Below are 14,848 nucleotides of genomic sequence, written 5' to 3'. Positions count from 1 at the left end.
GCAGGCGCAAACCCAAAACCCGGCGGCGGGCACAAGCCGAGAACCCAACGGCGCAAACCCAAAACCCGGCGGCGGGCGCAAGCCCAAAGCCAGGCAGGCGCAAACCCAAAACCCGGCAGGCGCAAGCCCGAAACCCCGCGGGCACAAGCCCAAGGCCCGGCACCTGTGGGCCTTCCGCCGCCCCCGGCCCTTCACACCGCCCTGATCTCCCGCTCCAACTGTGCGACCAGTGTCAGATAGCGGGCACGGCGCGGTACCGGAACCAGGCCTCGGATCAGGAGGTGCCACATCTCGGCGAGTCTGCGGGGCTGGCGGGTCACGGGTTCGAGGTGGCGGCTGACGACGCGGGTGCCCACGAAGGAGCAGACGAGGGAGTGGGCGGCGGCGTCGATGTCGGTGTCGGGGTGGAGGTCGGACTCCTTGACGGCGCCGAGGAGTTTGCGGGAGGCGATGTCCAGCCACTCGGTGAAGGGGTGCCGCAGCGGGGCGCGTACCTCCACTCCCCCGGTGGCGAGCCGGAGGCCGGCCCGGGGGATGGGGTCCTCGACGGACAGGTGCGCGATGCCGAAGGTGAGGCGCATCAGGGCTTCGAGGGAGGAGGAGCTACGGGCGTCCATCTCGTGCGCCAGCCCCCGCGAGGCACGCGACTGAAGCTCCATGATCGCGTGGGCCAGGTCGTCCTTCGCCGCGAAGTGGAAGTAGAGCGCGCCCTTGGTGACCTGGGCGTGCTCGACGATGTCGCTCAGGCTGGTCGATTCGTAGCCGTGCCGGTCGAACAGGTCGGCTGCGGCCGTGATGATCGTCGCGCGGGTCTGCTCGGCGCGTAACTGCCTCGGCATCGACGGGACACTCCTGGTGCGGGAAAGAACGGGTCACGCCGTTTGTTTCTTGCTCTCTCCCCACGATAGCTCACCACGCGGCGGTGCCGACGGCGCATGCGAAGACCGCAGATTCCCCCTGTATGCCCAGGACTTGTACGGTGCCGTCGCTTCCTTCCGAAACCTCTATCCAGGTGGGTTCGTCCAGTTCGGCGTACCGATGGAAGGCGATACGGAACGAAACGGGCAGCCCGGCGCCGGGACTTCGCGCCCATACCGCCTGGCGGGCGGCCTCGAGGAGCAGCATGCCGGGCACATGGTCCAGTGGGTGGTCGAAGAAAACGGGATGTGCGGTATCTACTCGCAGCTGCCAACGGTCCGGCCGGTCGGCCGGGGCGAGGACGACGTCCTCGGGCAGCGCACGGCCGACAGCGGCGGGCGGCAGCGGTGGCGGGACCGGCACAGGCGAGACGGTGGCGGGTGTACGGCCGCCGCGCAGCCGCCGGTAGACGGAGTCACCGGTGCAGGAGAACGCCACGCGCGCGGTCGCGACGCGGTCACCGCCGCGCAGGACGTCCGCCGTGTAGCGGGCGGCCACCGGGCGGCGGCCCCGGTACTGGACCTCGGTGAAGGCGACCTCGACGACCGGTTCGGCCGGCACCGCACCCACCGCCAAGTGCTGGGGAAACGTGTCGACTTCGAACTCCTGGAGCACGAAGTGGTGGCCCATCGGCACCTCGTACTCGGTGTGCGCTATCAGTGTTCCGCTCTGCCGCACGGTCTCCACGACGAGCAGCGGTTCGTACGCTGACCGGTCCGCCGACACGTGTAATCCGTGTGTGCGCGGCCACTGCGCCGACACGGAGAACCGGTCGGCCGCGGTCCGGCTCCAGCCGGTGAGGAACGTCTCCGCCACCGCCGCGCGGTGCACGAGTTGACAGGGAACGGTCGCCGTCATGGACGGAGTTTCGGCAAGGTGCCGAGGTTGAGGCATGTCTCTCCCTACGGATCCCCCGAAGGCCATGGCGGACAGTGAGATGTCCACTCCGGTGAGCGTTAGAGTACGAGCCGACCGGTTTGTTTTCAATGAGATCAGTCCGCGGCATCCTATGATCGGGGTCACTGCGGCACACGGTCGCCGACTTGTTCAACTCGGCGCAGTGGAGGGGCTCTTATGGCACAACAGGAGCGCGCCATCAGGACGCGCAGAGCGATCCTGGAAGCGGCGGGCGCGGTCTTCGACGAGCACGGCTATACGTCCACGACCATTTCCATGGTCCTGGAGCGGGCCGAGGTCACCAAGGGCGCCCTGTATTTTCATTTCCCCTCCAAGGAGTCCCTCGCCCAGGCGGTGCTGAACGAGCAGGTGCCGTTCGGGGCCGTGCCGCCGCAGTCCTGCAAGTTGCAGGAGATCATCGACATGACGTTCGTGGTGGGGCAGCGGCTGCTGAGCAACTCCCTGCTGCGGGGCAGCGTACGACTGGCGGTGGACCAGGAGACGCCCTCCGGTGTGGATCACGGCGAGCCGTTCCGGCAGTGGGCGCACCGGCTGACGGCCCTCCTGGAACAGGCGCGTGTACAGGGTGAGTTGCTGCCGACGGCGAACCCGCGGGAGACGGTTGACCTGCTGGTCGGCTCGTTCACCGGCATCCAGCTGATGTCTCGGGCGCTGACCAACCGGGCCGATCTCGGCCACCGGCTGTCCGTGCTGTGGGCGCACATCCTGCCCAGCATCGCGGTGCCGGGACTGCTGATCGCCCTCGACAGCAGGGCCGACCGCGGCGCCCGGGTCCTGGAATCGCTGAAGGTGGCGGCCTCGTGATCCTGCTGACCGGAGCGACCGGCACGGTCGGCCAACACGTGGCCCGGCGACTGTCCGGCACCGAGCCGGTGCGGCTGCTGACCCGCGACCCGCGGCGCGCCGCCGGCCTCGCGAGCCCGCACACCGAGGTCGTGGGCGGGGACTTCGAGGATCCCGGCAGCCTGCTGCGGGCCCTGGCCGGCGTACGGTCCGCCCTGCTCGTCACCGCGAACCCGCTGACGCACGCCCACGACGAGAACTTCCTGACGGCCGCCCGCACGGCGGGAGTCCGTCATGTGGTGAAGCTGACGACCCTGTCGGTGACCGAGCCCGACGCCACCGATCTGGTCACCGAGTGGCAGCGGGAGAACGAGCGGCTGCTGTGTGCCTCGGGCCTCGCGTGGACGCTGCTGCGGCCCCGGGCCTTCATGTCCAACACCCTCAGCTGGGCCCGCTCGGTGCGGGAGGCGGGCGTGGTGCGCGCCCTGCACGGCGACACGGAGGTCGCGGCGGTGGATCCGCGGGACATCGCGGACGTGGCGGCGCGGGCACTGACGGACACCGAGGGACACGCGGGCCGCGCGCACCCGCTCACCGGGCCCGAGGCCGTGAGTCCCGTACGGCAGACGGAGATCCTCGCGGAGCTGCTCGAACGGCCGCTGGTGTTCGCCGAATTGACGATGGATCAGGCACGCGAGCGGTTGCTGGAGCGCTACTCCGCCGAGGTGGCCCATGCGCTGGTGGAGAGTTCCGCGCGCGGGCGGGAGGGGACGAAGGCGCAGGTGGAACCGACGGTCGCCGAGGTGCTCGGCCGGCCGGCCCGCGCCTACCGGGACTGGGCGGCCGACCACCTGACCGCGTTCCGCGCATGATGCGCATGCCGCGTATGACGCGTATCCCGTGTATGACGCGTATCCCGTGTATGCCGTGTATGACGGACGGCGGGCCGGCCGGTGCCCCATCAGCACCGGCCGGCCCGCCCGCCTGTCACACCCGACTGCTCAGAAGGTGAGCTTCCAGCCGTTGATGGTGCCCGTGTCCTGCGCGGCCGTGTCCTGGACGCGCAGCTTCCAGGTTCCGTTGGCCGTCTCGGAGGACGCGTTCACCGTGTAGGTGGTGTTGACGTTGTCCGCGGAGTCCGAGGAGCTCGCGGCCTTCAGGCGGTAGGCCGTACCGTCCGGCGCGATGAGGTCGAGGACGAGGTCACCGCGGTAGGTGTGGGTGATGTCGACACCGACCGGGAGGGCCGAGGGGGCGCTGCCGCTGCGGCCGCTGACCGCGATGGCGGACTCGACCGCCGAGCCGTTGTCCGGGATGGAGACGGCGGTGGTGCTGGAGAAGGTCGTCCCCGTGCTCGTACCGCCGCTGACGGCCGCCACGGTCTTGGCCGCGTCCGCGAGACCCGCGCCGCAGCCGCCCGAGCAGGCGCCCGGCAGGGCACGGGCGTTGTTCTTGATGGCCGTCTCGATCTGCGCCGGGGTCAGCGAGGAGTTCGCCGACTTCAGCAGCGCGACCAGGCCCGCGATGTGCGGAGTGGCCATGCTGGTGCCCTGGTAGTAGGCGTACGACTCCGTGGACGGCGTGCTCGCGCCCGAGTTGAGCGTGGACAGGATGCCGTTGGCGGTGCCGGTGCTGGTCTGGCCGCCGGGCGCCGAGATGTCCACGAGGGAGCCGTAGTTGGAGTAGGAGGCCTTGGCGCCGGTGCGGTTGGTCGCGGCGACCGAGATGATGTTGGCGCAGTTGCCCGGCGAGTGGCCCGACACGTTCTCGTTGTCGTTGCCCGCGGCGACGGCGATGGTCGTACCGCGGTTCACGGCGGCGTTGATGGCGCTCTGGGTCGCGGAGGTGCAGGCCCCGTCGCCGCCCAGGCTCATGTTGATGACCTTGGCGACGTTGGTGTTGGCGGGCACGCCCGAGACGGTGCCGCCGGACGCCCAGGTGATGGCGTCGATGATGTCGGAGTCGTAGCCGCCGCACTTGCCGAGCACACGCACCGGGGAGATCTTCGCGCCGTACGCGATGCCCGCGACGCCCTTGCTGTTGTTCGTGACGGCGGCGATGGTGCCGGCGACGTGCGTGCCGTGCCAGGAGGAGCTGCTGGCCGGGATGCCGGAGCCGCACTCGTTGGCCGCGTAGTAGTCGCCCGGGTCGGCCGGGTTGCTGTCGCGGCCGTTGCCGTCCACCGAGACGGCGGTGTCGGCGATGAAGTCGTAGCCGGCCACGATGTTCGCGGCGAGGTCGGTGTGGGCGACGTAGCCGGTGTCGATGACGGCGACGGTGACGCCGGTGCCGGTCGAGGTGGTCCAGGCGCCGGGGACGTTCATGCCGGCCGTGGACTCGAACAGGTCCCACTGCTTGGCGTACTCGGTGTCGTTCGGGTCGGCCTTCGCGGTGTTCAGGCGGTCCGGTACGACGTAGGCGACCTGCGGGTCGGCCTTGAATTCGGCGACGACGTCGGCGACATCGGCCCCGGTGAGGTCGGCGCCCAGGTCGACCAGGGCGGCACCGGTGCCGAGGCGGCGCTGGAAGTCGAGGTCCTCGCCGGCCTCCTTGCCCTTGGCCACGGCGTCCGCCTCGGCGGCCGGGTTCGACTTGGCCTCCGCGGCGCCGGACTTGTAGCCGACGATGAGGCGCTCGGCCGGGGTGCCGGGGGCGGCCTCGGTCAGCGCGGCCGGGACGGCCGACTCCTGGGCGGCGGGTTCCTGGGCGACGGCGACCGTGGTGGTGGCGGCCGTCAGCAGGGCGGCGGAGACCGCGGCGGCGGATATCAGCTTCCGTCTGGAGGAGAGGGAGGTTCGCAAGGGCTTGCCTTTCGTGGCCGTGCTCCGGGCAGCGCGGAGCGGCGGTCGAATCGCTTCGGCGATGAAGCGGCGGGGGGTGAAGCCGGGCGGGATGAAGCCGGGTGGGGGTGACGCGAAGAGAGGCGCGCAGGGGCCGGCCTGGCGCGGGGCCGGCCCGTCCGGGGTTACCTGTGGGTCGGCAGTGGTCGAACGATAGGCAAAGGGAAGGTCATCGGGATACAGGGGAAACCCTTGATCCGGCCGCGATCCCACCCTCGACACCGGACGGTTGACCGGGAACGGTCTGTTTTACGCCGGTTGGCCCCGTGAACGCGCCAGGCCGGTTTCCCGTACTGGACGGGAGCACACCGTTCACCGCACGCGCGCAGGTCGTTCCCGTTCCGCCCGAGGAGACGTTCCGGATGCCCCGGACCACCGCACACCGCACCGCCGCTCTGGCTGCCTCCGTCACGAGCTCCCTGCTGCTGGGCGTGTGGGCGGCGGCGCCCGCACAGGCACACGGCGCGCCGACGGATCCGGTCAGCCGGGTCTTCGCCTGCTCCCCCGACGGCGGCAGCCCGTCCGGGTCGGCGGCCTGCCGGGCGGCCGTCGCCGCCAACGGGGCGCCCTTCACGGCCTGGGACAACCTGCGCGTCGCGAACGTGAACGGCCGGGACCGGCAGACGATCCCCGACGGGGAACTGTGCAGCGGCGGCCTGCCCGACTACCGGGGACTCGACCTCGCCCGCTCCGACTGGCCGTCGACCCGGCTGGCCCCGGGCGGGACGCTGACCATGCGGTACGTCTCGACGATCCCGCACACCGGCACGTTCCGGCTCTATCTGACGAAGCCGGGCTACGATCCGACGAAGCCGTTGACCTGGGGCGACCTGCCGGAGCGGCCGTTCGCGGAGGTGACGGACCCGGCACTGACGGACGGCGCGTACCGGATCGGCGCGAAACTGCCCGCCGACCGGACGGGACGGCAGGTGCTGTACACGGTGTGGCAGAACAGCAGCACGCCGGACACCTACTACTCGTGCTCGGACGTCGTCTTCCCGGCGGCGAAGAGCGCGGGGCCGGCGGGGGCGGGATCCGCGTCGGCCACGGCGAACGGCGAGCGGGCGCGTACGAGCGCGAGTCCCTCGGCCTCCCCGACTCCCGTCAAGAAGAGCACCGCGCAGGCCAGTCCGTCCGCCACGGCGAGCAGTCCGGCCGGCACCGACGCCAAGGCCGGCGCCGCCCCCGACAGCACACCGGTGGCCGCCACCGGGGGCTCCGGCTCCGGCCCGTCCGCGCCGATGCTGGCGGGCGGCGCCGCCGCGGTGCTGATTCTCACCGGGGGCGCCGCCGTGGCAGTGCGGCTGCGTCGACGCTGAACGCCGCCTGAACTCCTTTACGAGATCGGTCAGTTGACGAATACCGGGGCGTCCCCGGCGGTCACCGGGGCGTACTTCGCGGTGAAGTAGCCGTTGGCGAAGCAGAGCGAGGAGCCGGACGTCCTCGTGAACTCCTGGGCGGTGAAGTTGATGCTGTTGTCGGCGTTGTCGGCCGTGCCGACCAGGCTGGGTGCCTGGTAGACGCAGTTGATGCTGCCCAGCAGGGTGCGCAGCACGACCGTGGTCTGGATGACGGACCCACTGGCCGGGGTGACCGTGACGGTTCCGTCGGAGGTCACGGACGTGGTGTACGGCAGGTTGTTGACCGTGATGCTGGTGACGCCGAGCACGCCGACGACGTTGGCGGTGCAGCTGCCGAAGGTGTGCGCGTCGAGCGACTCGGTGGCGGTGCCGGGCGCGGCGGGATTGTCAGTGACGGTGGCGGTGAACTGCGAGGACGCGCAGGAGATGCCGCTGGTGCCGGTCGCGCTGGAGTAGAGGGTGGCGGTGGTGCCGGTGGCCAGCGGTGCGGTGAGGACGTCGCCGGCCGCGACGGCCGTGCCGCCGAGGCCGCCGGTGGTGAGGACCGTGCCGTCGGCGGCCGAGGCGGGCGAGACCGCGGGGAGGATGAGGGCGGCGACGGCGGCGGTGAGGGTAAGGAGGGATCGCGTACGCATGCGGGTGCCTCTTTCCGAGGGGGTGGGGGGCGGATTTCTCCGCGACCGGCACGGCCCAAGGGGGGAAGGGGGCCGTGCCAGTGCTCTGGGGGGCGCGCGCTCGACGCGCTCGGGCAACGAAATGCCCGTACTGGACGGAACGTCCGGGAAGCGGCTGGATCCGGCGCCACGGATCTGGGGGAGCCAGGGAGAGTTCTAGACCTGCGAGTCAGTCAACGTCAAGGTTTTGTGCGGGAGTTGATGCCGCCGGACACAGGTGGCACACAATCAACACTCTTTTCCCGCAACATGCTTGACCCCCGGATGTAACCGCCGGTAACTTCCTCGACGGCTACTGACGCGTAACCGAGAAAGCCCTTGCAGTCACCGGGAGTTGCGAGGAGCGGTGCGCCCAGTTCCGCTGTCCGCGCCAGGACACCGTGTGCCACTGAACCCCCATCGCATTGACTATGCCCACGGGAGCAGACCATGGCCTCGTCCTCACCAACAGTCCCCGAAGATTCCGAACTCCCCACGAGACGCGGGCGGGTGAGGGCTCGCCGCGCCGCCGTCATGGCCGTGCCGGCCACCCTGGTCGCCGCGGGGCTCGCCATCCTGACGGCGGAGGGGGCGTTGGGTGTGCAGTTCGCCATCTCCGGCATGCCGTTCACCGTCACCGCCACCGAGCTCAACGGCACCGGCTTCGAGCAGTTCGGCGGCCTCGACCAGATGGCGCCGGGCAGCCCCAACGAGGGCGACACCGGCGGGCAGGTGCTGGTCATCACGTCCGCGATCAAGAAGGCGACGCTCACCAAGCTGTGCCAGAGCGTCGACCTGGGCGGCACCAACCTGCTGATCACCGCGGGTGGAGGGAAGGACAAGGTCGAGGCGACCGACCTGACCACCGACTCGACCGAGCTGTCCGGCGACGCCGCCTTCGACAACATCGAGATCGGCAACGACGCCAGCACCCTCACCAAGGCCGGTGTGAAGGGCCCGATCGGTGTGTTCAGCCAGCAGGCCGACACCGTGCGCATCGCCAATCTGCGGCAGACCAACTACGCCACCACGGCGGGAGTGTTCAAGCTGCCGGGCCTGAAGCTCGGCTTCAGCAGCAAGGGCTGCTGATGTCCGAGGGGCCCCGTCAGGGCATGCGGCCCGCCTTCCGGCGCTGGCGGGCCGCCCGTCCCTTCTGGGGCGGGCTGCTGCTCGCCCTGGGCGGTGCGGAGATCCTGCTCACCGAGAAGGCGTCGGTGAAGGTCATGCTGCACACCGGCGCGCAGGGCCTGGCCGGCTACCTCCTGCCGACCCTGATGCTGGTGCTCGGTCTGCTGATCCTCTTCAACCCCGCGCAGCGGCTGTTCTACTCGATCACCGGCGTCCTGCTGTCCCTGGGCACCTGGGTCACCTCCAACCTGGGCGGCTTCTTCATCGGCCTCCTGCTGGGAGTCGCCGGCAGCTGCCTGGCCTTCGGCTGGCTTCCCGACCAGGAACCGCGGCGGAGCCGACGGCAGCGGCGCAGGGAGGCGCGCGAGGCGAAGGCGGTCCTGGAGCAAGCTGCCTAGATTAGACGTGAGTTGAGGATGGGAAGGGAGGTGCATGGAGCCAGACATCGACACCGGGAGCGCGCACTCCGCGCGGATCTACGACTACATCATCGGCGGCAAGGACCACTACCCGGCGGACCGCGAGGCGGGCGACGCCATGTGCCGGGAGTGGCCCGCGCTGCCGGTGCACATGCGGGCCAACCGCGACTTCATGAACCGCGCGGTGCGGCATCTCGCCGAGGAGGCGGGGATACGCCAGTTCCTCGACGTCGGCACCGGCATCCCGACCTCCCCCAACATCCACGAGATCGCCCAGTCGGTGTCCCCGGCCGCCCGGGTCGTCTACGTCGACAACGACCCCCTCGTCCTCGCCCTCTCCCAGGGCCTGCTGAACGGCACGCCCGAGGGGAGGACGGCGTACATCGAGGCGGACATGCGGGATCCGGCGAGCATCCTGGACGCCCCCGAACTGCGCGCGACCCTCGACCTGACGCAGCCGGTGGCCCTGACCGTCATCGCGATCGTCCACTTCATGATGGACGAGGACGACGCCGTGGGGATCGTCCGCCGTCTCCTCGACCCGCTGCCCTCCGGCAGCTGTCTGGCGATGTCCATCGGCACCGCCGAGTTCGCGCCGGACGAGGTGGGCCGGGTCGCCCGTGAGTACGCGGCGCGGGGCATGCCGATGCGGCTGCGTACCTTCGCCGAGGCCGAGGAGTTCTTCGCGGGGCTGGAACTCGTCGAGCCGGGGATCGTCCAGGTCCACAAGTGGCATCCGGACGGCACGGGCACCGAGGTGATCCGGGACGCGGACATCGCGATGTACGGGGTGGTGGCGCGCAAGCCGTGACGCGGTCGGGGCGCCGCCCGGGACGACGGGCGGCACCTGGTTCCGCAACCCCGCTGACCCCACTCCCGGCCTTCCCGCGAGCAGCAGACCATCACAATGCGGCACCGAGAGCTCACTGCGAGCGGCCGATCACTTGACTACCGGCGGTCACACACGGTTGGCTCCAGGCCAGTGAAGGTTGACCGGGCAGCGTACAGCTGTGATCCGGCCTCACTTTCACGTTCCACTTGCTCGGCCGCACAGCGAGGTGCCCCCTCCATGAACACTCCTCCCCCACCTCAGGTTTCCCCCGGACCCGTTCGTGGGGCCGCCGCGGTCGCCGCGCTCTGTCTGCTCCTCGCCGGCTGTTCCGGTTCCGGCGGTGCCCGGCTCGGCTCGGGCGCCGACGCGGCGGGCACGGCGGACTCCGGCGGGCTCAAGGTCGCACTGATCACCCACGGCGGCAAGGGGGACGACTTCTGGCAGCTCGTGCAGAAGGGCGCCCGGGCCGCGGCCGCCAAGGACGGCATCGAGCTGACGTACGCGAACGACTCCGACCCGGCCGGCCAGGCGGAGCTGGTGCGGGACGCGATCCGCGACAAGGTCGACGGCATCGCCGTGACCCTGGCCAAGCCCCAGGCGATGAAGGGTCCGGTCGCCGAGGCGAAGGCGGCGGGCATCCCCGTGGTCGGTCTCAACTCCGGTATCGACGACTGGCGTTCGGCCGGTCTCCTGCAGTACTTCGGACAGGACGAGAGCCTCGCGGGCCGGGCCGTCGGGGACAAGCTGGACGGCCTCAAGGCCCGGCACGCCCTCTGCGTCATCCACGAGCGGGGCAATGTCGCCCTGGAGGCGCGCTGCGCCGGTGTGAAGAAGGCGTTCGACGGCGAGACCGAGATGCTCTACGTCGAGGGCACCGACCTGGACGCGGTGGACGCCGCCGTCACGGCCAGTCTGCGACAGGACCCCAGCATCGACGAAGTCGTCACGCTGGGCGCGCAGTTCGCGCGGGCCGCGGTCGCGTCCGTGAAGGCGGCGGGCAGCCGGGCCCGGGTCGCCACCTTCGACCTCGACAAGGACCTGGTCAAGGCCGTGCGAAGCGGGGATGTGCAGTTCGCGGTGGACCAGCAGCCGTATCTGCAGGGTTATCTCGCAGTGGACTCCCTCTGGCTGTACAGGACGAACGGCAACGTGAGCGGTGGCGGCGTGGCGCCCGTGCTGACCGGTCCCGCGTTCGTCACCAAGACGAATGTCGCCTCGGTCGAGCGGTTCGCCGCGGCCGGAACCCGCTGACCGGCCGCCCGCAGGCCCCGCCCCCTCCCCCCGTTTCCCGCCGATCGCCCAAGGACGGCCATGTCTCGACGGACAGGTGCCCGGCGCCGCCGCCTCGGATCCATACGTCTCTCCCTCATCCTCCTGGCGCTGGTCCCGAGCGTCACTCTCGCGGCCGTGTGGGCTCTGACGACGACGCAGATGTTCTCGGAGGGCCTCGGGCTGCGCTCGCAGACGGAGCTGAGCAGGTCGACCGGCGCCATGGGCACCGACGCCACGCTCGCGCTGCAGCAGGAACGCGGTCTGTCGGCCGCCTGGCTGGCCTCACAGCCCGGCGCCCGGGCCGCCCTGGACCGGGCGCGCAAGGAGACGGACGCGGCGGTCACCCAGCTCGTCGGCCGCTCGGACCAGCTCCGGCGGGCCCCCGCCCGTATCACAGACCGGCTGTACTCGGTCGTCGGGTCGGTGGGCAGCCTGGAGTACTACCGGAGTCAGATCGACAACCCCCGCGACATCACCGCCGAGCAGGCGCTGGACCAGTACACCTCGATCATCGACGACCAGATCCACGCCTTCCAGGAGCTCTCCCAGGTCGACGACGGCGACCTCACCTCGCAGGCCGGCCCGCTGGTCGCGCTGGAGCACGCGGCGGAGCTGGTCTCCCAGGAGGACGCGCTGCTCACCCTGGCCTGGCCGGACGGGTACGTCGACGAGAAGACGTGGACCGAGTTCGCCGAGATGGTGAGCACCCGCCGCTGGATCGTCGAGGACGAGATCCTCCCCTCGCTGCGCGGCAGCACGAAGACACAGACCGAGCGGATCCTGCAGAGCGCCGAGTGGCAGACCCTGCAGACCGTCGAGGACAAGGTGCTCGCGGCCCGGCCGGTCGGCGACACCCGCAGGGTCGACCTGCCCGTCGCCGCGCAGAAGCAGTGGACCACCGCCCTGCAGAAGGTCTCCGACCAGTACGGCGTCCTGATCCGGCAGCAGACCTCCGCCCTGCTCGCCCGCAGCGCCGACAAGGCCGACGGCCTGCTGCTGACGGCGGCCTCCCTGAGCGCGGGCGGACTGGTCGCCCTGCTGCTGTGCGCCGGCATGTCCTGGCGGATCACCCGCTCCCTGTCCCGGCGGCTGCGCGGCCTCCGGCAGGCGACACTCGGCCTGGCCGAGGAACGGCTGCCCGACGTGGTCCGGCGGCTGGAGAGGGGCGAGACGGTCGACGTGGACCTGGCGGCGCCCCCGCTGGACTACGGCTCGGACGAACTCGGGCAGGTGGCCCAGGCGTTCAACACCGCGCAGCGCACCGCCGTGGTGACCGCCGTCGAACTCGCCGACACCCGGCGCGGCTTCCAGAAGGTGATCCTGGGCATCGCCCGGCAGAGCCAGAACCTGGTCAACCTCCAGCTCAGCCAGCTGGACGCGCTGGAACGCGAGCACCAGGACCCCGACGTCCTCAAGGGGCTGTACGAACTGGACTCCACGGCCAGCCAGTTGCGCCGCTACGAGGAGAACCTCGTCATCATCAGCGGCGAGCAGCCGCGGCGCAGCTGGACCGAACCGGTCGCGCTGGCCGACATCCTGCGCAGCGCGGTCGGCGAGGTCGCCGAGTACCGGCGGGTGGAGGTGCACACCGACGAGGAGGTGTGCCTCGCCCCGCCCGCGGTGGCGGACGTGATCCATCTGCTGGCCGAGCTCATCGACAACGCCACCGTGTACTCGCCCGCGCCCAGCCCTGTCGGGGTGCGGGCCGCGATGGTGGCGAAGGGTCTGGCCGTCGAGGTCGAGGACCGGGGCCTGGGCATGTCCGAGGACGACTACGCCTCCCTCAACGCCCAGTTGGCCGGGCCGTCGAAGTTCGACGTGGTGGCGCTGGCGGACGACCTGAGGCTCGGCATGTTCGTGATCTCCCGGCTCGCCCACCGGCACGGCATCACCGTCACCCTGCGCCCCTCGCCGTACGGCGGGACGACGGCGATCGTGCTGATCCCGCACGACATCGTGGTGCGGGAGCCGGCCGACGCGGGTAAGGACGGAGAGACGGACGCGAAGGACGTACGAAATGTGCCGGATGTGCCGGATGTACCGGACGCCGAGCTGGTGAAGGCCGGACCGCCCGCCCGCACGGCCCGGCCCCTGACCGCCGCACGGACCGCCCCCGTCGCGGCCGGCGCCCCCCGGTCCGACGGACTTGCCCCGCTGCCCCGCCGGGTGCCGCAGACCAGCCTGGTCGACGAACTCCGCGAGGAGGCCGCGCCCGCCGTGGAGGACGACCTCGACGACTTCACCGCGGAACGCGCCGCCTCCTCGCTCGCCGGATTCCAGCGCGGAACGTTCCGGGCGCGGGACGAGGACGAGCACGAGGACGAGCAGACGCCACCATCGCCGGCCGGCACCCCGGCCCCGCACACCGACCGCTCATGAAGGACACCGCCATGACACGCCCCACCCCCGCCACGGACACCCAGCTGGACCAGTTGCTCACCGGACTCGTGGACCGGGTCGCCGACGTGAACCACGCCGTGGTGCTCTCCGAGGACGGCCTGGTCGTCAGCAGGTCCACCGGGTTCGTGCGCGACGACGCCGAACGGCTGGCGGCGACCGCGTCCGGGCTGATGAGCCTCAGCAAGGGCGTCAGCATGGACTTCCGGGGCGGCCCGGTGCGCCAGGCGCTCATCGAGATGGCCAACAGCTACCTGATCCTCACCTCCGCCGGACCCGGCGCGCACCTCGTCGTGCTGACGGGACCGAAAGCAGACGTCGGTGTGGTGGCGTACCAGATGAACCTGCTGGTGAAGAAGATCGGCGAGCACCTGAGCGCGGCGCCGCGGGCGCATGTGGGCCCAACGACCGCCACCGGCGAGTGAGGTGAGCGGAAGCGACGCGGCGGGGCGGCTGGTACGGCCCTTCGCCCTGACCGGCGGACGGACCCGGCCCAGCCGCGCCGACTTCACCCTCATCACGACGGTGACCGCGGTGGACCCGCCGCCGGAGCGGGCTCCCCGGCCGCAGCCCGAACAGGCCCGGATCCTGCGCCGGTGCGCGCGGCCGCTCGCGGTGGCGGAGCTGGCCGCGCGGCTGGACCTCCCGGTGAGCGTGGTCGTCATCATGCTCTGCGATCTGCTGGAGGCCGGCCTGATCACCGCCCGTCCGCCGCACCCCGTCGCCCGCACCCCGGAACTGGACCTGGACCTGCTGCAGAAAGTGAGGGACGGCCTTGGCCGGCTCTGATCCCGCCGCCCGGGCGGCACCCGCGGCGTCCGAGGCGCCCGTCGCGCCCGACACCGTCAAGATACTGATCGCCGGAGGGTTCGGCGTCGGCAAGACCACGATGGTCGGTTCGGTCAGCGAGATCGCCCCGCTGCGCACCGAGGAACGGCTCACCGAGGCGGGCCTGGGCGTCGACGACCTCGCCGGCATCGAGGAGAAGGCGGCCACGACCGTGGCCCTGGACTTCGGCCGGATCACCATCAGCGACCGGCTGGTGCTGTACCTGTTCGGCACCCCGGGGCAGCAGCGGTTCTGGTTCATGTGGAACGACCTGGCCGTCGGCGCGCTGGGCGCGGTGGTGCTGATCGACGTGCGCAGACCCGAGTCCAGCTTCGCCGCGGTCGACTTCTTCGAACGCCGGGGCATCCCGTTCGTCGTCGGCGTCAACGGCTTCCACGGGCGGCACCCGTACCCGCCCGAGGAGATCCGGGAGTCCCTGGCACTGCCGGAACACGTCCCGGTACTGCTGTGCGACGCCCGCGAGCGCGGGTCGAGCCGA

Annotated in this window: 15 protein-coding genes; 11 read left to right on the top strand and 4 right to left on the bottom strand. The window is 71.0% G+C overall.

Translation table 11 applies throughout. From position 1 onward, the window contains the following. Positions 1 to 191: 191 nt before the first annotated feature. Both AC5P09_RS06845 and AC5P09_RS06840 read right to left on the bottom strand, forming a co-directional pair. A complete protein-coding gene (locus tag AC5P09_RS06845) occupies positions 192 to 839 on the bottom strand; it encodes a ScbR family autoregulator-binding transcription factor (protein ID WP_307678001.1) in 648 nt (215 codons plus the stop codon). Between the two features lie 70 nt (positions 840 to 909). Next, positions 910 to 1,776: a ScbA/BarX family gamma-butyrolactone biosynthesis protein gene (locus AC5P09_RS06840; RefSeq protein WP_493872925.1), complete on the bottom strand. Its 867-nt coding sequence runs from the start codon at positions 1,774 to 1,776 to the stop codon at positions 910 to 912. A 216-nt stretch (positions 1,777 to 1,992) separates the two neighbouring features. Here AC5P09_RS06840 and AC5P09_RS06835 point away from each other — a divergent pair, with 216 nt between their 5' ends. Next, on the top strand, positions 1,993 to 2,640 hold the full coding sequence (locus AC5P09_RS06835) for a ScbR family autoregulator-binding transcription factor (RefSeq protein ID WP_493872924.1): 648 nt from the start codon (positions 1,993 to 1,995) through the stop codon (positions 2,638 to 2,640). Continuing rightward, complete coding sequence (locus AC5P09_RS06830) at positions 2,637 to 3,491, top strand: NAD(P)H-binding protein (RefSeq protein ID WP_493872923.1); 855 nt, start codon at positions 2,637 to 2,639, stop codon at positions 3,489 to 3,491. The genes AC5P09_RS06835 and AC5P09_RS06830 overlap by 4 nt, the downstream gene beginning before the upstream one ends. Before the next feature lie 129 nt (positions 3,492 to 3,620). On the opposite strand, the gene AC5P09_RS06825 is transcribed toward AC5P09_RS06830, so the two are convergent. Then, on the bottom strand, positions 3,621 to 5,420 hold the full coding sequence (locus AC5P09_RS06825; RefSeq protein WP_493872922.1) for a S8 family peptidase: 1,800 nt from the start codon (positions 5,418 to 5,420) through the stop codon (positions 3,621 to 3,623). 401 nt (positions 5,421 to 5,821) lie between these two features. Here AC5P09_RS06825 and AC5P09_RS06820 point away from each other — a divergent pair, with 401 nt between their 5' ends. After that, the gene (locus AC5P09_RS06820) at positions 5,822 to 6,778 is read left to right on the top strand and encodes a lytic polysaccharide monooxygenase (RefSeq protein WP_493872921.1); all 957 of its coding nucleotides are present in this window, start codon (positions 5,822 to 5,824) and stop codon (positions 6,776 to 6,778) included. A gap of 29 nt (positions 6,779 to 6,807) precedes the next feature. On the opposite strand, the gene AC5P09_RS06815 is transcribed toward AC5P09_RS06820, so the two are convergent. Next, a complete protein-coding gene (locus AC5P09_RS06815) occupies positions 6,808 to 7,455 on the bottom strand; it encodes a Tat pathway signal sequence domain protein (RefSeq protein WP_493872920.1) in 648 nt (215 codons plus the stop codon). A 468-nt stretch (positions 7,456 to 7,923) separates the two neighbouring features. Here AC5P09_RS06815 and AC5P09_RS06810 point away from each other — a divergent pair, with 468 nt between their 5' ends. The 8 genes from AC5P09_RS06810 to AC5P09_RS06775 all read left to right on the top strand — a co-directional run. After that, the gene (locus AC5P09_RS06810) at positions 7,924 to 8,562 is read left to right on the top strand and encodes a DUF6230 family protein (RefSeq protein ID WP_493872919.1); all 639 of its coding nucleotides are present in this window, start codon (positions 7,924 to 7,926) and stop codon (positions 8,560 to 8,562) included. Continuing rightward, a complete protein-coding gene (locus tag AC5P09_RS06805) occupies positions 8,562 to 8,999 on the top strand; it encodes a DUF6114 domain-containing protein (protein WP_493872918.1) in 438 nt (145 codons plus the stop codon). The genes AC5P09_RS06810 and AC5P09_RS06805 overlap by 1 nt, the downstream gene beginning before the upstream one ends. Before the next feature lie 34 nt (positions 9,000 to 9,033). After that, the gene (locus AC5P09_RS06800) at positions 9,034 to 9,831 is read left to right on the top strand and encodes an SAM-dependent methyltransferase (RefSeq protein ID WP_493872917.1); all 798 of its coding nucleotides are present in this window, start codon (positions 9,034 to 9,036) and stop codon (positions 9,829 to 9,831) included. Between the two features lie 258 nt (positions 9,832 to 10,089). Continuing rightward, positions 10,090 to 11,103: a substrate-binding domain-containing protein gene (locus AC5P09_RS06795; protein ID WP_493872916.1), complete on the top strand. Its 1,014-nt coding sequence runs from the start codon at positions 10,090 to 10,092 to the stop codon at positions 11,101 to 11,103. Positions 11,104 to 11,163: 60 nt separating this feature from the next. Then, positions 11,164 to 13,503 (top strand): sensor histidine kinase, encoded by a 2,340-nt coding sequence (locus tag AC5P09_RS06790; protein ID WP_493872915.1) that lies wholly within the window; start codon positions 11,164 to 11,166, stop codon positions 13,501 to 13,503. Positions 13,504 to 13,514: 11 nt separating this feature from the next. Then, the gene (locus AC5P09_RS06785) at positions 13,515 to 13,946 is read left to right on the top strand and encodes a roadblock/LC7 domain-containing protein (protein WP_266432313.1); all 432 of its coding nucleotides are present in this window, start codon (positions 13,515 to 13,517) and stop codon (positions 13,944 to 13,946) included. Between the two features lies 1 nt (position 13,947). Continuing rightward, the gene (locus AC5P09_RS06780; protein WP_266432314.1) at positions 13,948 to 14,310 is read left to right on the top strand and encodes a DUF742 domain-containing protein; all 363 of its coding nucleotides are present in this window, start codon (positions 13,948 to 13,950) and stop codon (positions 14,308 to 14,310) included. Next, positions 14,297 to 14,848, top strand: a 552-nt coding sequence (locus AC5P09_RS06775) for a GTP-binding protein (RefSeq protein WP_493872914.1), incomplete at its 3' end; no start/stop codon positions are given. The genes AC5P09_RS06780 and AC5P09_RS06775, both read left to right, overlap by 14 nt.

Source organism: Streptomyces sp. a15 (assembly GCF_059026085.1).
This window is presented reverse-complemented; position numbering and strand designations above follow the sequence as displayed.

Coding starts and splice junctions, on each gene's coding strand:
- AC5P09_RS06845 (WP_307678001.1), bottom strand. CDS start 839: ATGCCGAGGCAGTTACGCGCCGAGCAGACCCGCGCGACGATCATCACG.
- AC5P09_RS06840 (WP_493872925.1), bottom strand. CDS start 1,776: ATGACGGCGACCGTTCCCTGTCAACTCGTGCACCGCGCGGCGGTGGCG.
- AC5P09_RS06835 (WP_493872924.1), top strand. CDS start 1,993: ATGGCACAACAGGAGCGCGCCATCAGGACGCGCAGAGCGATCCTGGAA.
- AC5P09_RS06820 (WP_493872921.1), top strand. CDS start 5,822: ATGCCCCGGACCACCGCACACCGCACCGCCGCTCTGGCTGCCTCCGTC.
- AC5P09_RS06815 (WP_493872920.1), bottom strand. CDS start 7,455: ATGCGTACGCGATCCCTCCTTACCCTCACCGCCGCCGTCGCCGCCCTC.
- AC5P09_RS06810 (WP_493872919.1), top strand. CDS start 7,924: ATGGCCTCGTCCTCACCAACAGTCCCCGAAGATTCCGAACTCCCCACG.
- AC5P09_RS06805 (WP_493872918.1), top strand. CDS start 8,562: ATGTCCGAGGGGCCCCGTCAGGGCATGCGGCCCGCCTTCCGGCGCTGG.
- AC5P09_RS06800 (WP_493872917.1), top strand. CDS start 9,034: ATGGAGCCAGACATCGACACCGGGAGCGCGCACTCCGCGCGGATCTAC.
- AC5P09_RS06795 (WP_493872916.1), top strand. CDS start 10,090: ATGAACACTCCTCCCCCACCTCAGGTTTCCCCCGGACCCGTTCGTGGG.
- AC5P09_RS06790 (WP_493872915.1), top strand. CDS start 11,164: ATGTCTCGACGGACAGGTGCCCGGCGCCGCCGCCTCGGATCCATACGT.
- AC5P09_RS06785 (WP_266432313.1), top strand. CDS start 13,515: ATGACACGCCCCACCCCCGCCACGGACACCCAGCTGGACCAGTTGCTC.